Genomic DNA, 18,604 nt, shown 5'->3' with positions numbered 1-18,604 from the left:
TTTCAGAAAAACCCGATAGGATATAATACTTGCGGCAGACGATGTGCGCCATTGTGGCGATTTCACACAAAATTCCATCCGGTCCGCTGGTCACCATGCTTGCGGACACACCATGCCGTTTAGATGAAAAGCAATCCTTTATCCCTTAATTCTCATACTGGCAATTATTTGTCCAATACATTGCCCGAATCCTTGCGCGCCGATGTGACATCACAACTCGCGCCGCAAGAGGAAATCCTGGCTTTCCTGGAAGTCGATCTCGACGCGTCGCTTCATTTTACGCGTGGTTTGGTCATTGTGACGAACCACCGCGTGCTGGCCAGGATGGCGAAAGAAAACGCCTGGCGCGCCTGGCCTTACGGCCCGCAGCTGAAGCTCAAGCATCACGACCATGCCGGCGTCGGCAGCCTGGAGTTGCAGGATGAACAACGGCAGCTGGCCTGCTGGCGCTACACGCTCGGACTCAACATCGACGCGTTGCGCCTGATCAAGGTATTTGAGCAGCAACGCGAGGATCATCTGGCAGGGCGCTCTGCGCAGCGTCAGGCGCAAGCCGTTTGTCCTGAATGCCAGGCGCCGCTGCCGGCCGGCAGCGATGAATGCCTGATCTGCCCGGAGAAAGCTAGGGCGCCGTCGTCGACTTGGGCGCTGTTCCGCCTGGCGCGTTTTGCCAAGCCGTACAAGGGCATGCTGTTGCTCGGTTTCATCCTGATGCTGATTTCCACTGCCGCCACGCTGGTGCCGCCTTATCTGATGGGGCCACTGATGGATAACGTGCTAATCCCTTATCAGAACGGCAAGCCGATCAATGTCTATCTGGTCAAACTCTATTTGTCCGGCCTGCTGGCGTCGGCGCTGGTGGCCTGGAGCCTGGGTTGGGCCCGTACCTATATCCTGGCGCTGGTCAGCGAACGGATCGGCGCCAATTTGCGCACCACTACCTATGAACACCTGCTGCGCCTGTCGCAGGAGTATTTCGGCGGCAAGCGCACTGGCGATCTGATGGCGCGTATCGGCTCCGAGAGCGACCGTATCTGCGTGTTCCTGTCGTTGCATCTGCTGGACTTCGCCATCGATGTGCTGATGATCATCATGACCGCGGTGATCCTGTTCTCGATCAATCCGTGGCTGGCGCTGGTAACGCTGATCCCACTGCCGTTCATCGCCTGGATGATCCATGTGGTGCGTGATCGCCTCAAGCACGGTTTTGAAAAGATCGACCGCATCTGGGCAGAAGTCACGAATGTGCTGGCCGACACCATTCCCGGCATTCGCGTGGTCAAGGCTTTTGCCCAGGAAAAGCGCGAAGCTGGCCGTTTCCGCGAGGCTAACCAGCACAATCTGCTGGTCAACGACCGGGTCAACAAGATCTGGTCGCTGTTCTCGCCGACGGTGACCTTGCTGACGGAAGTCGGCTTGCTGGTGGTGTGGGTATTCGGCATCTGGCAGGTTTCCAAGAACGAAATCACGGTCGGTGTGCTGGCTTCATTCCTGGCTTACATCAGCCGCTTTTATACCCGTCTCGATTCCATGAGCCGGATCGTCTCGGTAACGCAAAAAGCGGCGGTCGGCGCCAAGCGTATCTTCGAAATCCTGGATCACGTATCGAGCGTGCCGGAGCCGGCCAATCCGGTGCATCTGGAGCATGTCAAAGGCGCCATCGAATTGCGCGACATCGGTTTCCGTTACGGCAACCGCGCCGTGATGCGCGGTGTCAGCTTGTCGATCAAGCCGGGTGAGATGATCGGCCTGGTGGGCCACAGCGGTTCCGGCAAGAGTACCTTGGTCAATCTGATCTGCCGTTTTTATGATGTGTCGGAGGGATCGATCCGGCTCGACGGTGTCGATATCCGTTCGATGCCGATTTCCGAATACCGCCGCAATATCGGCCTGGTGCTGCAGGAGCCGTTCCTGTTCTTCGGCACGATTGCCGAGAATATCTGCTATGGCAAACCGGACGCCACACGCGAGGAAATCGTCGCGGCAGCACGGGCAGCGCATGCGCACGAATTTATCCTGCGCCTGCCGCAGGGCTACGACTCGCTGGTTGGCGAGCGCGGCCAGGCCTTGTCCGGCGGCGAGCGCCAGCGTATTTCGATTGCGCGTGCGCTGCTGATCGATCCGCGCATCCTGATCATGGATGAAGCGACATCGTCGGTCGACACCACGACAGAAAAAGAAATCCAGAAAGCACTCGACAACCTGGTGCAGGGCCGCACCACGATCGCGATTGCCCATCGCTTGTCGACCTTGCGCAAGGCCGACCGGCTGGTGGTGCTGGATCGTGGCCAGATTGTCGAGGTCGGCAATCACGACGAGCTGATGCTGCGCGAAGGCGCCTACTATCGTCTCTACCAGGCGCAGTTACGTAATGCCGATGGCGCCGAAGGGGCGCCGCAGCTGGTTGATGAAGATAGCGAAGAAAACGATGAGAGCGTGGCATGACAACACATGATTTCACACTGAGCCGCAATGCGTTCGGCAAGCTGGTGTTTACAGCAGCGAATGGCGATCGCTTTGAGGGCGTAGTGCCGGTGCGGGCTTTTCCGATTGGCGCACCGGACGATGGCATCGCGCTGGTCAATGCCGATGGCCAGGAGCTGGCCTGGATCATGCGATTGAGCGATCTGGCCGATGACACCCGGGCTATGGTCGAACAGGAGTTGGCCAGCCGCGAATTCATGCCGGAAATTCAGCGCATCCAGCGCGTCTCCAACTACAACGCGCCGTGCACCTGGTTTGTAGAAACCAATCGCGGCGATGCCTCTTTTACGCTGAAAGGCGAAGAAGATATCCGCCGTATTGCCTCGACCAGCCTGCTGATTGCCGACAACCACGGCGTGCAGTTCCTGATCCGCGATACGCAAGCGCTGGACAAAGGCAGCCGCAAGATACTGGATCGTTTCCTGTAATTGCTATTGGGCGTGGGCAGGTTATTCTGCCCACGCGGTCTTCCAAACAGCCTAGAACTGTTCGTCAGCTCCCAGATAGCGCCATTGCCCCTCGGGCAAATTACCCAGCTTGACGCCGCCAATCCGCACCCGCTTCAAGCCCAGCACCTTGAGGCCGACCATATCGCACATGCGGCGAATCTGGCGCTTTTTCCCCTCGCGCAACGTGAAACTCAATTGATCCTCGTTCTGCCATTTGACGATGGCCGGCTTGAGCCGCTTGCCGTCCAGCGTCAGGCCATGATTGAGGCGGCGCAGATCGGCATCGGGCAATTTGTCGCCTTTTGTATAACGCACGCGCACCAGGTATTCCTTGTCAACACTGGTTTCTTCGCCAATCAGGTGCTTGGCGATGCGGCCATCCTGCGTCAACACCAGTAGGCCAACCGAGTCGATATCAAGGCGGCCGGCCGGCACCAGGCTGCGCAGCTGGGTTGGGTGGAACATGGTGGGCGAACGATCTTCGCTCCAGCGGTTGGCTTCCTTGATCAGCGCCACCGCCGGTTGGTAGCCGTCTTCGGCCTGGCCACTGACGTAGCCGACCGGTTTGTTGATCAGGATGGTGACGCGTTTGGATTGTTCCGCAGCGGCCTGGCGTTCGACGCTGATGCGCTGGCTTGGCAATACCTTGCTGCCGAGTTCCGAAACGACGACGCCGTCGACACGGACCCAGCCGCGCGCGATCCATTCGTCGGCTTCACGGCGCGAGCATAGCCCGAGTTCTGACATGCGTTTGGAGAGGCGTAGTGGTTCGGTCATGGAGTACAAAAAATAGGAAAAGTATAAAAAACTGCAAGGCAGGCTAGATATGCAATGCATCCAGCAAATCAGTTTCAAGCTGAATCTGCAGGCGCGCATGGTTGAGGGCACTGCCATCAACCAGGAACACGTCTTCGACCCGTTCGCCGAGTGTCATGATCTTGGCGGTGTGCAGGTTGATCTTGTGCTTGGCCAGCACGCTGGCAACCGAATACAGCAACCCGGTGCGGTCGTTGGCGGTGATCGACAGCAAATAATACTGACCGCGTTCGTCCGGCCGCAGGTCGACCGTTGGCGTCACCGGGAAGGTGCGTGACAGCCGCGACAGGCGGCCCTTGGATGGTGTCGGTAACGGGTGGTGGTTTTGCAGCAGTTCGGTCAGCTCATGCTCGATCAGGTTGATGATGTCGCGATAATGTTTGGCAAACAGCGGTGCGCTGATCAGGAACGAGTCGAGCGCATAGCCATGCCGCGTGGTGTGGATCTTGGCGTCGAGAATGCTGAAGTTCTTGCTATCGAAATAGCTGCAAATGCGAATGAACAGGTCGCTCTGATCCTTGGTATAAACGGCAACTTGCAAGCCTTCGCCAATCGGCGCCAGGCGGCATTTGACGATCGGCGTGGCGCTGTCGGTCTGGTTATAGAACGAGCGCGTCTGCCAGGCGATGTCGGAAGAATCGTGGCGCAGGAAGTAAGCGACGTCGAGTTGCTGCCACAGGTGTTCATGGGCGTTTTCCGGCAGGCCATACAGGCGTAGCGTTTTCAATGCTTCTTCTTGGCGGTTCTTCAGTTCGCGGTCGGCCGACGGCGTTTCGCCGCCCAGCACGCGCAACGTCATCCGGTACAAGTCTTCCAGCAGCTTGCCTTTCCAGGCGTTCCACACTTTCGGGCTGGTGCCGCGGATGTCGGCCACCGTCAGCAGGTAGAGTGCGGTCAGGTGGCGTTCGTCCTTGACCACGCCGGCAAAATGCAGGATCACGTCCGGGTCCGACAAATCCTGCTTTTGCGCGACTTGCGACATGGTCAGGTGATGCTCGACCAGGAATACCACCAGCTCGGTATCTTGGGCCGGCAGGCCGTGCTGGTGACAGAAGTGCAGGGCGTCGGCCATGCCCAGCTTGGAGTGGTCGCCGCCGCGGCCCTTGGCGATGTCGTGGAACAGCGCTGCAATATAGAGCAGCCAGGGGCGCGGGAAATTGGCGATCAACTGACTGCAGAACGGGTATTCGTGGGCATGTTCGCTCATCGTGAAGCGGCGCACGTTGCGCACCACCATCAGGATGTGCTGGTCGACCGTGTAGACGTGGAACAGGTCATGCTGCATCTGGCCGACGATGCGCCGGAAATTCGGCAGGTAGCGACCCAGGATGCTGGTCTGGTTCATGCCGCGCAGCGCATGGGTGATGCCTTGCGGCGCCTGGATGATCTGCAGGAACAGTGAGCGGTTCAGCGGATCGCGGCGGAAGCTGTTGTCGATCTTGGCGCGTGCATGCCACAGCGCACGCCGGGTGCGCGCCGTCATGTCCTTCAATTCACTGTGCTGGGCCAACAGCAGGAACAGCTCCAGTATCGCCGACGGTGTGGTCTTGAACAGATCGTCGTAGGCGATGTCGATCAGCCGGTTGACGTGGTTGAAGCGGTCGTTGATACGTTGCGGCACCATCGGTTGCGGAAACAATTGCACTTCGATGTTCTGCAACAGGATCGTGTTGAGCTGGGTGACCGCCTTCGCGGCCCAGTAGTAGCGTTGCATCAGGTACTCGCTGGCGCGCCGGGTTTCCGTGGTCTGGAAGCCCAATGCTTCTGCGATCGGGGTCTGAACGTCGAACACCAGCCGGTCTTCGCGCCGATTGGTATAGATGTGCAGGCGAATCCGGATGTCCTTGAACGCGCGTTCCTGGCGCGTCAACTGGCGCGCTTCGGTGGCTGTGATCAGGCCGTGCTTGGCCAGCTTGGACCAGGAATCGCCGAGGCCGGCGGCTTTCGCCACCCATAGGATCACTTGCAGATCGCGCAGGCCACCCGGGCTTTCCTTGCAGTTCGGCTCCAGGCTGTAAGGCGTATCTTCATACTTGACATGGCGTTGTCGCATTTCCAGGATTTTTTCCTGGAAAAAGGCGCACGGATCCATCGCCGCGTTGCAGCGTTCCTGCAATTGCTGGAACAGCGGCTGGTTGCCGGTCACCAGCCGCGCTTCCAGCAAGCTGGTCTGCACGGTGATGTCGGCCGCCGATTCGGTCATGCATTCGTCGACGGTGCGGATGCTGTGGCCGATCTCCAGGCCGATGTCCCAGAACAGCTGCACCAGTTGCTCCAGTCGGCCTTTCAATTCGGCGTCAGGCGCAGCGCCTAGCAGAATCAATACATCGACATCGGAGTGCGGAAACAATTCACCGCGCCCATACCCGCCGACCGCGACTAGCGCCGCGCTCGGCGGCAGTTCCAGCATTTTCCAGGCTTGCGTCAGGGCGATATCGACGCTGCGTCGCAGCGCCGTCAGCAACTCGCCGGGTTTGCCGTCGGCAAGAAATGCAGAGATGATAGTTTGCCGCTCGGTTCTAAGCTGTTTCTTGAGGGTTGCGGCAAGTGTTGTCATGTAAGTAGAGGGCGGGGACGACTACGCTGCTGAGGCGCTGGCTGCTTGTTGAATGAAGGCTGGCGGCGGTGGGGTACCCGCGGATACGGTCAGTACTTCGTAACCAGTTTCAGTCACCAGAACGGTATGTTCCCATTGCGCCGACAGGCTGCGATCCTTGGTCCTGATGGTCCAGCCGTCGCCCATTTCGCGAATGTCACGGCGGCCGGCGTTGATCATCGGTTCGACCGTGAAAATCATGCCTGCTTCCAGCCGTTCCAGAGTACCGGGACGGCCATAATGCAACACTTGCGGTTCTTCGTGGAATACTTTGCCGATGCCGTGGCCGCAGAATTCGCGAACCACGCTGTAGCCGGCTTTCTCGGCGTGCTGCTGGATTACATGGCCGATATCGCCCAGATGCGCGCCGGGTTTGATTTTGGCGATTCCCAGCCACATGCATTCATAAGTGATGTCGCCCAGGCGCTTGGCCATGATCGACGGCTCGCCGACATAGAACATGCGGCTGGTGTCGCCATGGTAGCCATCCTTGATGACGGTGATGTCGAGATTGACCACGTCGCCGTTCTTCAAGACCTTGTCACCCGGAATGCCATGGCAGATCACGTCGTTGACCGAAGTGCAGATCGCCTTCGGATAAGGCGTGTAGCCAGGCGGGCAGTAATTCAATGGGGCGGGGATGGTGCCTTGTACATTTGTCATGTATTCGTGACACAGGCGGTCAAGCTCACCGGTGGTCACACCGACCTTGACGAAAGGCGTGATGTAGTCGAGTACTTCCGAGGCAAGCCTGCCAGCGACGCGCATGCCGGCGATATCCTCGGCAGTTTTGATTGAGATAGAAGTCATAAATTTGGGGAATTCGTATGAGAAAATTCTGAAATGTGCAGAAAAAGGTGCGAAATCAATGGTTTCGCCGCCTGGATTCGTTCAATTAAGGATTATAAACGACCGTAACAAGATTCGCAGAAAGATATGCCCCGCAGCGCTTGAAGAAAATGCGGGTTCTGGGGTACAATCTTGGGTTAGCTCGAATTGCTATTCGGCTGATATGGAAGTTCCCTGTAGTTATATTATGTTTTTTAAGCGCGAATCTGCTCGAAAAGGGTGCTGTTTTGCTATAAGGCAATTTCGGTGACTGAGCAGATTCCAGACCTAACCCTGGAGAAAATTATGTCCGTAACAATGCGTGAAATGCTGGAAGCCGGTGTCCACTTTGGTCACCAAACCCGTTTCTGGAACCCAAAGATGGCGCCGTTCATCTTCGGTCACCGCAACAAGATTCATATCGTCAACCTGGAAAAGACCCTGGGCATGTACCAGGAGGCGATGAAGTACATCCGTCAATTGTCGTCCAACCGCGGCAACATCCTGTTCGTCGGCACCAAGCGCCAAGCACGTGAAATCGTTGCTGCAGAAGCAGCGCGTTCGGGCTCGCCTTTCGTTGACCAGCGCTGGTTGGGCGGCATGCTGACCAACTTCAAGACCATCAAGACCTCGATCAAGCGCCTGAAAGAAATGGAAGCGTCGATCGAAGACGGTTCGGTCGAAAAGCTGAGCAAAAAAGAAGCCCTGATGTTCCAGCGTGAACTGATCAAGCTGCAAAAAGCCATCGGCGGCATCAAGGACATGGGCGGCATTCCTGACGCAATTTTCGTGATCGACGTTGGTTACCACAAAGGCGCAATCACCGAAGCTGCAAAGCTGGGCATTCCAGTTATCGGCGTGGTTGATACCAACCACTCGCCAGAAGGCGTGACTTACGTCATTCCTGGTAACGATGACTCCTCCAAGGCTATCGCTCTGTACGCCCGTGGCGTTGCAGATGCAATCCTGGAAGGCCGTGCCAATGCAGTGAACGACGTGGTTGAGTCGATCAAGGGCGCAGCTGGCGACGAGTTCGTCGAAGTCAACGATCAGGCTTAATTGAGTTTCCAAGTTTAATCATTGCGGGACAGGGTTTGGTAGCCGCGCTAGCGCGGCAAATTACTCTGTCCCCAACTGAGTAGGCAGGAAGCTTCAGGCAAGTTGAAAAGTTTTGTAAGCGAAGTAGGAAAATCTGAAGCAACTAGATAAGTTTGCAAAACACGCAAGCTGATAAAAGGGAGCGTGTTTGCTCCTTTTTTGCATCACCCGCTTATGCATTAAGCAAGCTTATTTTTACCCGAATTTATTTTGAACGATGGTGCCGGGATGTCAGCCGTTGAGCTTGCTGCCCGACGATATGCCGGCCGCGCCGGCGACATGGCACCAATTGAGCTAGGAGAATAGTATGGCCGCAATTACAGCAGCACTGGTAGGCGAACTGCGCGCAAAGACCGACGCGCCGATGATGGAATGCAAGAAGGCATTGACTGAAGCCGGTGGCGATATGGACAAAGCAGAAGAAATCCTGCGCGTCAAATTGGGCGGCAAGGCTTCCAAGGCCGCTTCCCGCGTGACCGCTGAAGGCGTTGTGGCAGCATACATCGCTGGCGGCGTTGGCGCGCTGGTTGAAGTCAACTGCGAAACCGACTTCGTTACCAAGAACGACGACTTCCTGGCCTTGGCTAACGCCTGCGCCAAGCTGGTTGCAGAAAAAAATCCAGCCGACGTGGCAGCCCTGTCGGCTTTGCCATTAGGCGATAGCACCGTTGAAGCAACTCGTGCAGCCCTGATCGGCCGTATCGGTGAAAACATGTCGATCCGTCGTTTCGTGCGTTTCGACACAGCAGGCAAGTTGGTTTCCTACTTGCACGGCACCCGTATCGGCGTCATGGTTGAGTTTGATGGCGCTGAAGAGCAAGTCGGCAAGGACGTAGCAATGCACATCGCTGCGATGAAGCCAGTCTCGTTGTCGTCGGATCAAGTGCCAGCCGACCTGATCGAGAAAGAGCGTTCGGTAGCAACCCTGAAGGCGGCCGAATCCGGCAAGCCTGCAGATATCGCTGCCAAGATGATTGAAGGTTCTGTGCAGAAATTCCTGAAGGAAGTTTCCTTGCTGAACCAGACTTTCGTCAAGAACGACAAGCAAACTGTTGAACAAATGCTGAAGGCTACCAACACCAGTGTTAAATCGTTCACCATGTTTGTTGTCGGTGAAGGCATCGAGAAGAAACAAGATGACTTCGCTGCGGAAGTTGCAGCAACTGTTGCTGCGGCCAAGCAGGCGTAAGCAAAAAAAACGGGCCGAAAGGCCCGTTTTTTTGGCTCTATGGAATTTTCTTCCCGGGCCAAGGACTAAGGAATTGCCTTAAGGCCGCTGTTTCTCAATGAGCGGCGAGCATATCGAAGAAATGGTTCCGTAGCCCTGAAAAGCGGCTCAGGAACCTTCTAGTGGATTTTGCTGCAGTTTGGCCTGACAATGGCGCTGCAGTCCTCCAGCTAGGCAAATGACCAAAACAAGTGTGAATCAATCGGAAAGCCACAAGGGGCCCAGACCATGACAAAACCAGCTTATAAGCGTGTTCTCCTGAAACTCTCCGGTGAGGCCCTGATGGGCGATGATGCCTATGGCATCAATCGCGCGACGATCGAGCGGATGGTTGCCGATGTCGCCGAAGTCGCTAAACTGGGTGTCGAGTTGGCTATCGTTATCGGTGGCGGTAATATCTTCCGCGGCGTAGCGCCGGGAGCGCAGGGTATGGATCGCGCAACCGCTGACTACATGGGCATGTTGGCGACAGTGATGAATTCGCTGGCGCTGGCCGATGCAATGCGTCAGATCGGCCTGACCGCCCGTGTGATGTCGGCAATCAGTATCGAACAGGTAGTAGAGCCCTATGTGCGGCCGAAAGCGCTGCAATATCTGGAAGAAGATAAAATTGTCATTTTTGCAGCAGGTACCGGCAATCCATTCTTTACCACCGATACTGCCGCTGCATTGCGTGGTTCGGAAATCGGCGCCGAAATTGTTTTGAAGGCGACCAAGGTCGATGGCGTGTACAGCGCCGATCCAAACAAGGATCCATCGGCAACGCGTTATTCGCACATCACTTTCGATGAGGCAATTACCAAGCATCTGCAAGTCATGGATGCCACTGCATTTGCCCTGTGTCGCGACCAGAAACTGCCAATCAAGGTGTTTTCCATCGTCAAGCCTGGAGCGTTGAAACGCGTCATCATGGGCGAAGATGAAGGAACTTTGGTACACGTTTAAGTTTTCCATGTGCAATTTGCAATATATTTTGCAATAATTGCGCAGTTTTTCTAATGAAAGGTTGTCGTTGGAAGTCCTAGTCCCGAGATTGGCTCGCGTAACAGGTTTCTGGCGGTAGCCGGATAGATTGTTTTTGTAGAGGAGAGCAGCATGAGCGTTGCTGACGTTAAGAAGAATACTGATCAAAGAATGCAGAAGTCGCTGGAGACACTGCGCGCCGATCTGGCGAAAGTACGTACCGGCCGTGCCCACACCGGGATTCTCGACCATGTCATGGTCGATTACTACGGTAGCCAGACCAATTTGAGCCAGATTGCCAATGTGACCCTGATCGATGCGCGTACCATCGGTGTCCAGCCGTGGGAAAAGAAAATGATCGCGGTGGTGGAGAAGGCTATCCGTGAAGCTGATCTGGGTCTGAATCCGTCAACACAGGGCGAAATGATTCGTGTGCCGACGCCACCGCTGACCGAAGAGCGCCGCAAGGAAATGGTAAAGCTGGTCAAGGGCGAAGCGGAAGATGCGAAAATTGCGATTCGCAATATCCGTCGTGATGCCAACGAAGGTTTGAAGAAGTTGGTCAAGGACAAGGAATGTTCGGAAGACGACGAACGTCGTGCACAGGACGAGATTCAGAAACTGACCGACAAATTCGTGGCCGAAATTGATAAGCAAGTGATCGACAAAGAAAAAGAAATCCTGACGGTTTAATCATTGCCGGGCAGTATTTAGTACGTAGGGTGGGCAATGCGTGCCCGCGCATCGCCCGCGTATCGCGAGGCTGCTTGAGGTGAGCGGATACTGAATTTCACCCGGGTACGCATCTCCACCCCGCAGCTGATAGCCCGTCCTACCGTCTCATTTTTTCTTATTTCAATATTTATGGCTCATTCAAGTTCTACGCAATCGGTACCATCGAGCTCCACGGTGCCACGGCACGTTGCCATCATCATGGACGGTAATGGTCGCTGGGCGACGGGCCGCTTTTTGCCACGCGTTGCTGGTCATGGCAAGGGTGTCGAGGCGGTACGCGAGATCGTGGAAGCGTGTGCCGTACGCGGCGTTGAATATCTGACTTTATTTGCGTTCAGTTCCGAGAACTGGCGGCGTCCTGCCGAAGAGGTATCGTTGCTGATGCGCTTGTTCATGGCGGCGCTGGAGCGCGAAGTCGGCAAGATGCACGCCAATGGGATTCGTCTCAAGGTGGTTGGCGATCTGGGGCGTTTCGACGACAAACTGCAACAGATGATCGATAACGCCGAACGCAAGACAGCCGGCAATACCGCCATGACCGTCACGATATGTGCAAACTACGGCGGTCGCTGGGATGTGATGCAGGCTGTGCAGAAAATGGTCGCAGCACGCGCTGCAAGCAACCCGCAACAAGCTGGCGCCGGACAGGATGTCACAGCATTCACCGAAGAGGAACTGGCGCAGCACTTGGCGATGGCCTATGCGCCTGAGCCCGACCTGTTTATCCGCACCGGTGGCGAACAGCGTATTTCCAATTTCCTGTTATGGCAGCTTGCCTACAGCGAACTTTATTTCACCGATACCTATTGGCCTGACTTCGGCGCAGCCGAACTCGACAAGGCGATCGCCTCCTATCAACAACGGGAGCGGCGCTTTGGGCGTACCAGCGAACAACTGGTTGAACAGAAAAAGGCTTCCTGATGCTTAGAACGCGTGTCATCACTGCGTTATTGTTACTGGCAGTCCTGCTGCCGATTCTTTATTTCAATTATTACCCTGCGTTTGCCGTCGTATCGGCGCTGTTCTTTGCTGCCGCCATCTGGGAAAGCGCCAGGCTGTTCGGTGGCGCCGGCGGTTCCGCCCTGATGTGGGGCGGAGCGGCGCTGCTGCTATTCGCGGCAGTTCTCTATGTTGGCAGTGGCCCGAATATCCGTCTGCTGTTCGCTCTATGCGTGGCAATCTGGTGTTTGCGCTTCGTACCGTCGCTGGCGCTTGGTTTGCCGGCACTTACCAGCCTCGGTAACCGCTTGGTGGCAGGCAGCTACGCGATAGCGGTTTTTGGCTGTTTCCTGGCGATAGTCGTATTGTTCCATCACTCGCCGATGTATCTGCTGTCGGTGTTGGTGATAGTGTGGGCGGCGGATATCGGCGCATATTTTGCCGGCAAGGCCTTTGGCCGGCACAAGCTGGCGCCTTCGATTTCTCCCGGAAAGTCCTGGGAAGGCGCGATCGGTGGCTGGCTGCTGGTACTGCTGATGCTGGCTGGCTTTAGCGTCACGCCTGCGCTGACGGATACTTTCCCGGTGCGCCTGTTGGCGACCTGGGGTTGGCCTGGCGCGCTGGCCGTGATGACGGTGCTGGTGGCCGCCAGTGTGGTCGGCGACCTGTTCGAGTCGATGCTGAAGCGTCGTGCAGGCGTCAAGGACAGCAGCAATCTGTTGCCTGGTCATGGCGGTGTGCTGGATCGCGTCGACGCGCTGATCCCGGTGCTGCCCCTGGCGGCTTTGTTAAGTTTCTGGTTTTAGTTTGAACATGCAAAATATTACGATTCTCGGCTCCACCGGTTCAATCGGCATGTCGACGTTGGACGTGCTGGCGCGCCATCCCGAGCGTTATTCGGTCTATGCGCTGACAGCGCACAGCCGGGTTGAGCAACTGGCGGAGCAGTGCCTGCAATTTAAACCCAAGCTGGCAGTCGTCGGCAGCGCAGCCGCGGCGCAACAGTTGAGCAAACTGTTGCGCGCGAAAGGCTTGCATACCGAAGTGGCATATGGCGAGGCGGCGCTGTGCGAGGTTGCCGGCGCCGATGCCTGCGACGTCGTGATGGCTGCGATTGTCGGCGCGGCGGGCCTGGCGCCTTCGCTGGCAGCTGCGCGCGCCGGCAAGAAAATCCTGCTGGCCAACAAGGAAGCACTGGTCATGTCGGGCCAGTTGTTCATTGATGCAGTTAGCAAGAGTGGGGCGGTATTGCTGCCGATCGACAGCGAACACAACGCGATTTTCCAGTGTTTGCCGCATGGTTATCAACGTCAGCCGGCGGCTGTCGGCGTCGAGAAGATTCTATTGACCGCATCCGGCGGGCCGTTCCTGCATCGCGCCGTAGAAACCTTGGGCGCGGTTACCCCGGCGGAGGCGATTGCCCATCCAAACTGGGTCATGGGCCGCAAGATTTCAGTCGACTCTGCGACCATGATGAACAAGGGCCTGGAAGTGATCGAGGCGCATTGGCTGTTCGGCGCTTCGGCTAGCCAGATCGAAGTCGTGATCCACCCGCAGAGCGTTATCCATTCGATGGTGTCATATATTGATGGCTCGGTGCTGGCGCAGCTCGGCAATCCTGATATGCGTACGCCGATTGCCAATGCCTTGGCCTATCCTGAGCGGATTGCGTCCGGCGTTGGCCCGCTGGATTTGACAGTCATCGGCCAGTTACAATTTACCCGTCCCGATCTGCTACGCTTTCCCTGTCTGAAACTCGCGTATGATGCATTGCTTGCCGGCGGTTCGGCGGCAACAATATTGAACGCGGCGAATGAAGTCGCTGTCCAAGCTTTTCTAGATGAAAAAATCGGGTTTCGCATGATCGACCAACTGATTGCCCGCACCATGGATAAATTGCCGCTTTGCGCGGTTACGGATATCGATGCGCTGCTCGAACAGGATCAGCTTGCCCGGGAAACAGTACAATCCTTGATTTCCTGAACGCGACCATCCATCTCATGGCCTTCCTGCAAACTATCCTGGCATTTATTGTTGCGCTTGGCTCTCTGGTTGTCATCCACGAGCTTGGCCACTATTGGGTCGCACGGCTGTGCGGCGTCAAGGTGCTGCGCTTTTCGGTCGGTATGGGAAAAATCGTTTTTTCGCGACGCTTTGGTCCAGATCAGACTGAGTGGGCGCTTTCCATCCTGCCTCTGGGCGGTTACGTCAAAATGCTGGATGCGCGCGAGCAGGATGTGAGCGGCTTGTCGCCGCAGGAATTGAAGCGCGAATTCACCAGCCAGTCGGTCTGGAAGCGCATGGCGATCGTGGCGGCAGGGCCGCTGGCGAATTTTGCTCTTGCCATTTTGTTATTTGCCGGATTGTACACGTACGGTGTGCCTGAGCCGACTACCAAAGTCCGGGCAATGTCCGAGCAATCGGTGGCCTATAAGGCCGGCTTGCGCGGCGGTGACCTGATTACGGCCGTGAACGGCGAACCGGTCCAGATCTGGTCCGAATTGCGTTGGAAAGTGCTGCAGGGCGCGGTCGACAAGACGCCGGTCAAGCTGGATATCCAGCGGCAGGACCCGGCGGTTGCAGACGGCCATCTGCTCGATACGGTCAGCTTGCCGGTCGACAGCCTGAACACCAAAGACCTGGAAGGCGACTATCTCGGCAAGCTCGGCATCGGCCTGGCTCGTCCAAAAGCCGTGTTGGGCAAGGTGATGCCGGACGGTCCTGCGATGAAGGCCGGCTTGCGCGAAGGCGATCTGGTGACAGCAATTGACGGCCAGCCGGTTGCCGACGGCCTGGCTTTCGTCGAGCGGGTACGTGCTTCTCCTGGCAAACCAGTGAATCTGTCGGTTTTGCGAAATGGCAATACTCTGGCTGTGAATGTTACGCCGGAGGCGCAAGACGCCAATGGCGCGCAGATCGGCTTGATCAAGGTCGAGGTACCGCTGGCGCCGGAAATGATTGTTGCCAGCAGCCCGCCATTGCAAGCCCTTGCCAAGGGCGCCAAGAGGACCTGGGACAGCAGTATTTTGACTCTCAAGATGCTTGGCAAGATGGTGATCGGTGAGGTTTCCTGGAAAAATATCACCGGTCCGATCACGATTGCCGATTATGCCGGCCAGACGGCGCGCATCGGTGCAATCAGCTATCTGAGCTTTATTGCCTTGATCAGTATCAGTTTGGGGTCATGAATTTGCTCCCCATTCCGGTTCTAGATGGCGGCCATTTGCTGTATTATTCGCTGGAAGTTTTGACTGGACGGCCGATTTCTGAGCGGGTTGGTGCAATTGCCCAGCGCGCAGGTATCGGTATTCTGATGACATTGATGATGGTTGCCGTGTTTAACGACGTCGTCAGGCTCATATTTTAAGTTCCGCTTTCTTGTCTGACAATCGTGGCGGACAAGGACATTGATAAAAAACGATCGCTAATGAAATTACATTCCGAGCATTCCCCTTTGTCGATTCTTCCCCGTCGTTTGATTGCCGCCGCCGCCTTTGCCGTGTGCTCAGGGCAAGCTATGGCCGTGCAGCCGTTCGTGGTCAAGGATATCCGCATCGAAGGCATCCAGCGTACCGAAGCCGGTACCGTTTTCAGCTACTTGCCGGTGCGCGTGGGTGAGACATTCACCGACGAAAAGGGTACTGCGGCGATCAAGGCATTGTATGCAACCGGTTTCTACAAGGATGTCCGAGTTGAGGCCGAAGGCGACGTGCTGGTGGTCATGGTGGAAGAACGGCCATCGATCGCAGGCGTTGATTTCTCCGGCATCAAGGAATTCGACAAGGATCAGCTGACCAAGGCGCTCAAGGAAATCGGCGTTGGCGAGTCGCGCATCTTTGACAAGGCGCAGGTTGACCGCGCTGAACAGGAACTGAAGAAACAATATCTGTCGCGCGGCCTGTACGGCATGAAAGTGACGACCACCGTGACGCCGATCGAGCGTAATCGGGTCAATGTCACGTTTGCCGTCGATGAAGGCGAAGTGTCCCGCATCAAGGAAATCCGTTTCGTCGGCAACAAGGCATTCTCGGATGGCACCTTGCGCGACCAGATCAAGCTGCGTTCGCCGGGCTGGTTCACCTGGTACACCAAGGCTGACCAATATTCGAAAGAAAAATTGTCGGGTGACATCGAGACGCTGCGTTCGTACTACCTGAACCGTGGCTATATCGAGATGCAGGTCGAGTCGACCCAGGTGTCGATCACGCCGGACAAGAAAGACATCTACATCACCGTCAATATCAATGAAGGTGACAAGTACAAAGTATCGGATATCAAGCTGGAAGGCGAGATGTTCGGACGCAACGACGAACTGGCGTCGCTGCTGGAGCTCAAGAAGGGCGACGTCTTCAACGGTGAAAAACTCAACAACAGCACCAAGAAGATGTCCGAGCGACTGGGCAATTTCGGCTATGCGTTCGCCAACGTGAATGCCAATCCCGAACTGGATCACGACAAGAAGGAAGTGGCGTTTACGATCCTGGTTGATCCGGGCAAGCGCGTCTATGTGCGCCACATCAATGTGGCTGGCAACACCAAGACACGCGATGAAGTGGTGCGTCGCGAATTCCGCCAGTTCGAGGATTCCTGGTACGACGGCTCGAAGATCAAGCTGTCGCGTGATCGCGTCGACCGCCTTGGCTACTTCAAGGATGTCGCCATCGAGACCCCGGAAGTGGCTAACACGTCCGACCAGGTCGATATCAACATGTCCGTCACCGAGAAGCCAACCGGCAATATTCAGGTCGGCGCTGGTTTCTCCCAGACCGACAAATTGAGCCTGTCCGGTTCGATCCAGCAGCAGAATGCTTTCGGCAGCGGTAATACCATCGGTCTCGACATCAATACCAGCAGTTACTCGCGGGTGATTGCGCTGTCCCAGACCAATCCGTACTTTACCGACGACGGTATCAGCCGCACCTATGACGTTTATCTGCGTACCGTGCGTCCATCGCCGTACACGACTGGTGACTACCGCGTGCGCACCATCGGTAGCGATATCAAGTTCGGCGTGCCGTTTTCGGAGCTGGACACGGTGTTCTTCGGTGTCGGTATCGAAAACACCAACGTGCAGGCCGATAACACCAGCCCACTGCTGTATCAGCAATACGTGAATGACTTCGGTAATGGCGTACTGGTACCTAGCGGACTGGGTTATAACTGGCTGGCCAACCCGGCGTCGGCAACCACCAACAGTTTCCCGCTGACCGCTGCATGGCAGCGCGATAGCCGCGACAGCGCACTGGTACCGACCAAAGGCCGCTATCAGCGCGCCAGCCTGGAAGTGTCGGCAGTCGGCAGCTTGCAGTACTATCGCGCCAGCTACCAGCATCAGTACTTCCAGCCGATGTTCAGCAACGCTGTGACTCTGGCTCTGAATGGTGAGATTGACTATGGCCGCGGTATCGGCGGCAAGCCGTTCCCAGTGTTCAAGAACTACTATGCCGGTGGTATCGGCACCGTGCGCGGCTTCGAGGGTTCGACCCTTGGCGTCGGCACCAACGTTGACCAATATGGCGATTCGATGGGTGGTGCATCGCGTCTGTTCGGCAATCTGGAACTGCAATTCCCGTTCCCAGGTTCCGGTAGCGACCGTACATTACGCTGGTTCACCTTCCTCGACAGCGGCCAGGTTTATGCCGACAAGGCGCCTATGCAGCTGAGCGAGTTGCGTTATTCTACGGGTATCGGTTTGAGCTGGGTATCGCCGATCGGCCCATTGAAAATCAGTTACGGCAAACCTCTGAATGCGAAGCCGACCGACAAGCAGCAGGCGTTCCAGTTCCAGTTGGGCACAGGCTTCTAAACGGGGGGATGAGCTGCATGATTGCAGACCCTGGCAAGAATGGCATAATGCACAAGTTGTGCATCATTTGAATTGCGGAGAATTGTTTTGAAATCGCTAATTAAATCTTTAACATCATTGCCCTCGGCCAGCTTGCTGGCGATGTGTTTATTGTCGGTGGCGCCGGCACATGCTGACGACGGTTCAAAAATTGCTTTTGTCAGCAGTGAACGTATCCTGCGCGAAGCGGCACCTGCCAAGGCCGCTCAATCCAAGATCGAAGCTGAATTTTCCAAGCGCGACAAAGACTTGCAGGATCTGGCAGCTCGTCTGAAGGCAACTGCAGACAAGCTGGACAAGGATTCGGCGGTGATTTCGGAGTCGGAGCGGATCCGCCGCCAGCGTGAACTGAGCGATATGGATAAGGATTTCCAACGCAAGCAACGTGAATTCCGCGAAGACCTGAACCAGCGCCGTAACGAGGAATTGGCGATTGTGCTGGAGCGTTCGACCAAGGCCATCAAGCAGATTGCTGAAGCGGAAAAGTACGATATTGTGTTCCAGGAAGGCGGCGTCTATGTCAGCCCACGTATCGATATCACCGACAAAGTATTGAAGATCCTCAACAAGTAATTTGCTTGTTTTCAGGACAAGAGGCGAAGCACCAGGCCGGCGTATCAGCA

The 18,604-nt window shown here is 56.3% G+C and carries 14 protein-coding genes and 1 pseudogene; 12 read left to right on the top strand and 3 right to left on the bottom strand.

The features are described 5' to 3' along the window. The first annotated feature begins 123 nt into the window (after positions 1–123). Positions 124–2,445, top strand: coding sequence for a cyanophycin metabolism-associated ABC transporter (locus CAter10_RS14700; RefSeq protein WP_061533992.1), 2,322 nt, complete (start codon positions 124–126; stop codon positions 2,443–2,445). Beyond that, positions 2,442–2,912 (top strand): cyanophycin metabolism-associated DUF1854 family protein, encoded by a 471-nt coding sequence (locus tag CAter10_RS14695; RefSeq protein ID WP_061533991.1) that lies wholly within the window; start codon positions 2,442–2,444, stop codon positions 2,910–2,912. Before CAter10_RS14700 ends, CAter10_RS14695 begins: the two co-directional genes overlap by 4 nt. Positions 2,913–2,963: 51 nt before the next feature. Here CAter10_RS14695 and CAter10_RS14690 read toward each other — a convergent pair whose 3' ends face one another. From CAter10_RS14690 to map, 3 genes are read right to left on the bottom strand one after another with little or no spacing between them, the layout of a single operon-like run. Further along, positions 2,964–3,710 carry a pseudouridine synthase gene (locus CAter10_RS14690; protein WP_061533990.1) on the bottom strand — a complete coding sequence of 249 codons (747 nt, stop codon included), beginning with the start codon at positions 3,708–3,710 and terminating at the stop codon, positions 2,964–2,966. Between the two features lie 43 nt (positions 3,711–3,753). After that, a complete protein-coding gene (locus CAter10_RS14685; protein ID WP_061533989.1) occupies positions 3,754–6,306 on the bottom strand; it encodes a [protein-PII] uridylyltransferase in 2,553 nt (850 codons plus the stop codon). A 21-nt stretch (positions 6,307–6,327) separates the two neighbouring features. Continuing rightward, positions 6,328–7,155, bottom strand: coding sequence for a type I methionyl aminopeptidase (map, locus tag CAter10_RS14680; RefSeq protein ID WP_061533988.1), 828 nt, complete (start codon positions 7,153–7,155; stop codon positions 6,328–6,330). 324 nt (positions 7,156–7,479) lie between these two features. On the opposite strand from map, the gene rpsB reads away from it, so the two are divergent. The 10 genes and pseudogenes from rpsB (at position 7,480) to CAter10_RS14630 (ending at position 18,554) form a co-directional block, all read left to right on the top strand. Further along, the gene (rpsB, locus tag CAter10_RS14675) at positions 7,480–8,232 is read left to right on the top strand and encodes a 30S ribosomal protein S2 (RefSeq protein WP_061533987.1); all 753 of its coding nucleotides are present in this window, start codon (positions 7,480–7,482) and stop codon (positions 8,230–8,232) included. A gap of 346 nt (positions 8,233–8,578) precedes the next feature. Beyond that, entirely contained in the window at positions 8,579–9,460 is an 882-nt protein-coding gene (gene tsf, locus CAter10_RS14670) for a translation elongation factor Ts (RefSeq protein WP_061533986.1), read from the top strand. A 267-nt stretch (positions 9,461–9,727) separates the two neighbouring features. Continuing rightward, on the top strand, positions 9,728–10,444 hold the full coding sequence (pyrH, locus tag CAter10_RS14665) for a UMP kinase (RefSeq protein ID WP_061533985.1): 717 nt from the start codon (positions 9,728–9,730) through the stop codon (positions 10,442–10,444). A 150-nt stretch (positions 10,445–10,594) separates the two neighbouring features. Further along, positions 10,595–11,155, top strand: coding sequence for a ribosome recycling factor (gene frr / locus CAter10_RS14660; protein WP_061533984.1), 561 nt, complete (start codon positions 10,595–10,597; stop codon positions 11,153–11,155). Positions 11,156–11,326: 171 nt separating this feature from the next. Beyond that, entirely contained in the window at positions 11,327–12,118 is a 792-nt protein-coding gene (gene uppS, locus CAter10_RS14655; protein ID WP_082797934.1) for a polyprenyl diphosphate synthase, read from the top strand. Continuing rightward, positions 12,118–12,942: a phosphatidate cytidylyltransferase gene (locus CAter10_RS14650; protein WP_061533982.1), complete on the top strand. Its 825-nt coding sequence runs from the start codon at positions 12,118–12,120 to the stop codon at positions 12,940–12,942. Before uppS ends, CAter10_RS14650 begins: the two co-directional genes overlap by 1 nt. Positions 12,943–12,949: 7 nt before the next feature. Further along, positions 12,950–14,119: a 1-deoxy-D-xylulose-5-phosphate reductoisomerase gene (gene ispC, locus CAter10_RS14645; protein WP_061535376.1), complete on the top strand. Its 1,170-nt coding sequence runs from the start codon at positions 12,950–12,952 to the stop codon at positions 14,117–14,119. A gap of 17 nt (positions 14,120–14,136) precedes the next feature. After that, positions 14,137–15,503, top strand: a pseudogene (rseP, locus tag CAter10_RS14640) (RIP metalloprotease RseP). A 60-nt stretch (positions 15,504–15,563) separates the two neighbouring features. After that, positions 15,564–17,942: an outer membrane protein assembly factor BamA gene (bamA, locus tag CAter10_RS14635; RefSeq protein ID WP_061533981.1), complete on the top strand. Its 2,379-nt coding sequence runs from the start codon at positions 15,564–15,566 to the stop codon at positions 17,940–17,942. Positions 17,943–18,083: 141 nt separating this feature from the next. Beyond that, positions 18,084–18,554: an OmpH/Skp family outer membrane protein gene (locus CAter10_RS14630; protein ID WP_417924725.1), complete on the top strand. Its 471-nt coding sequence runs from the start codon at positions 18,084–18,086 to the stop codon at positions 18,552–18,554. Positions 18,555–18,604: the final 50 nt, after the last annotated feature.

It is taken from the genome of Collimonas arenae (assembly GCF_001584165.1).
GTDB lineage: Bacteria > Pseudomonadota > Gammaproteobacteria > Burkholderiales > Burkholderiaceae_D > Collimonas > Collimonas arenae.
This window is presented reverse-complemented; position numbering and strand designations above follow the sequence as displayed.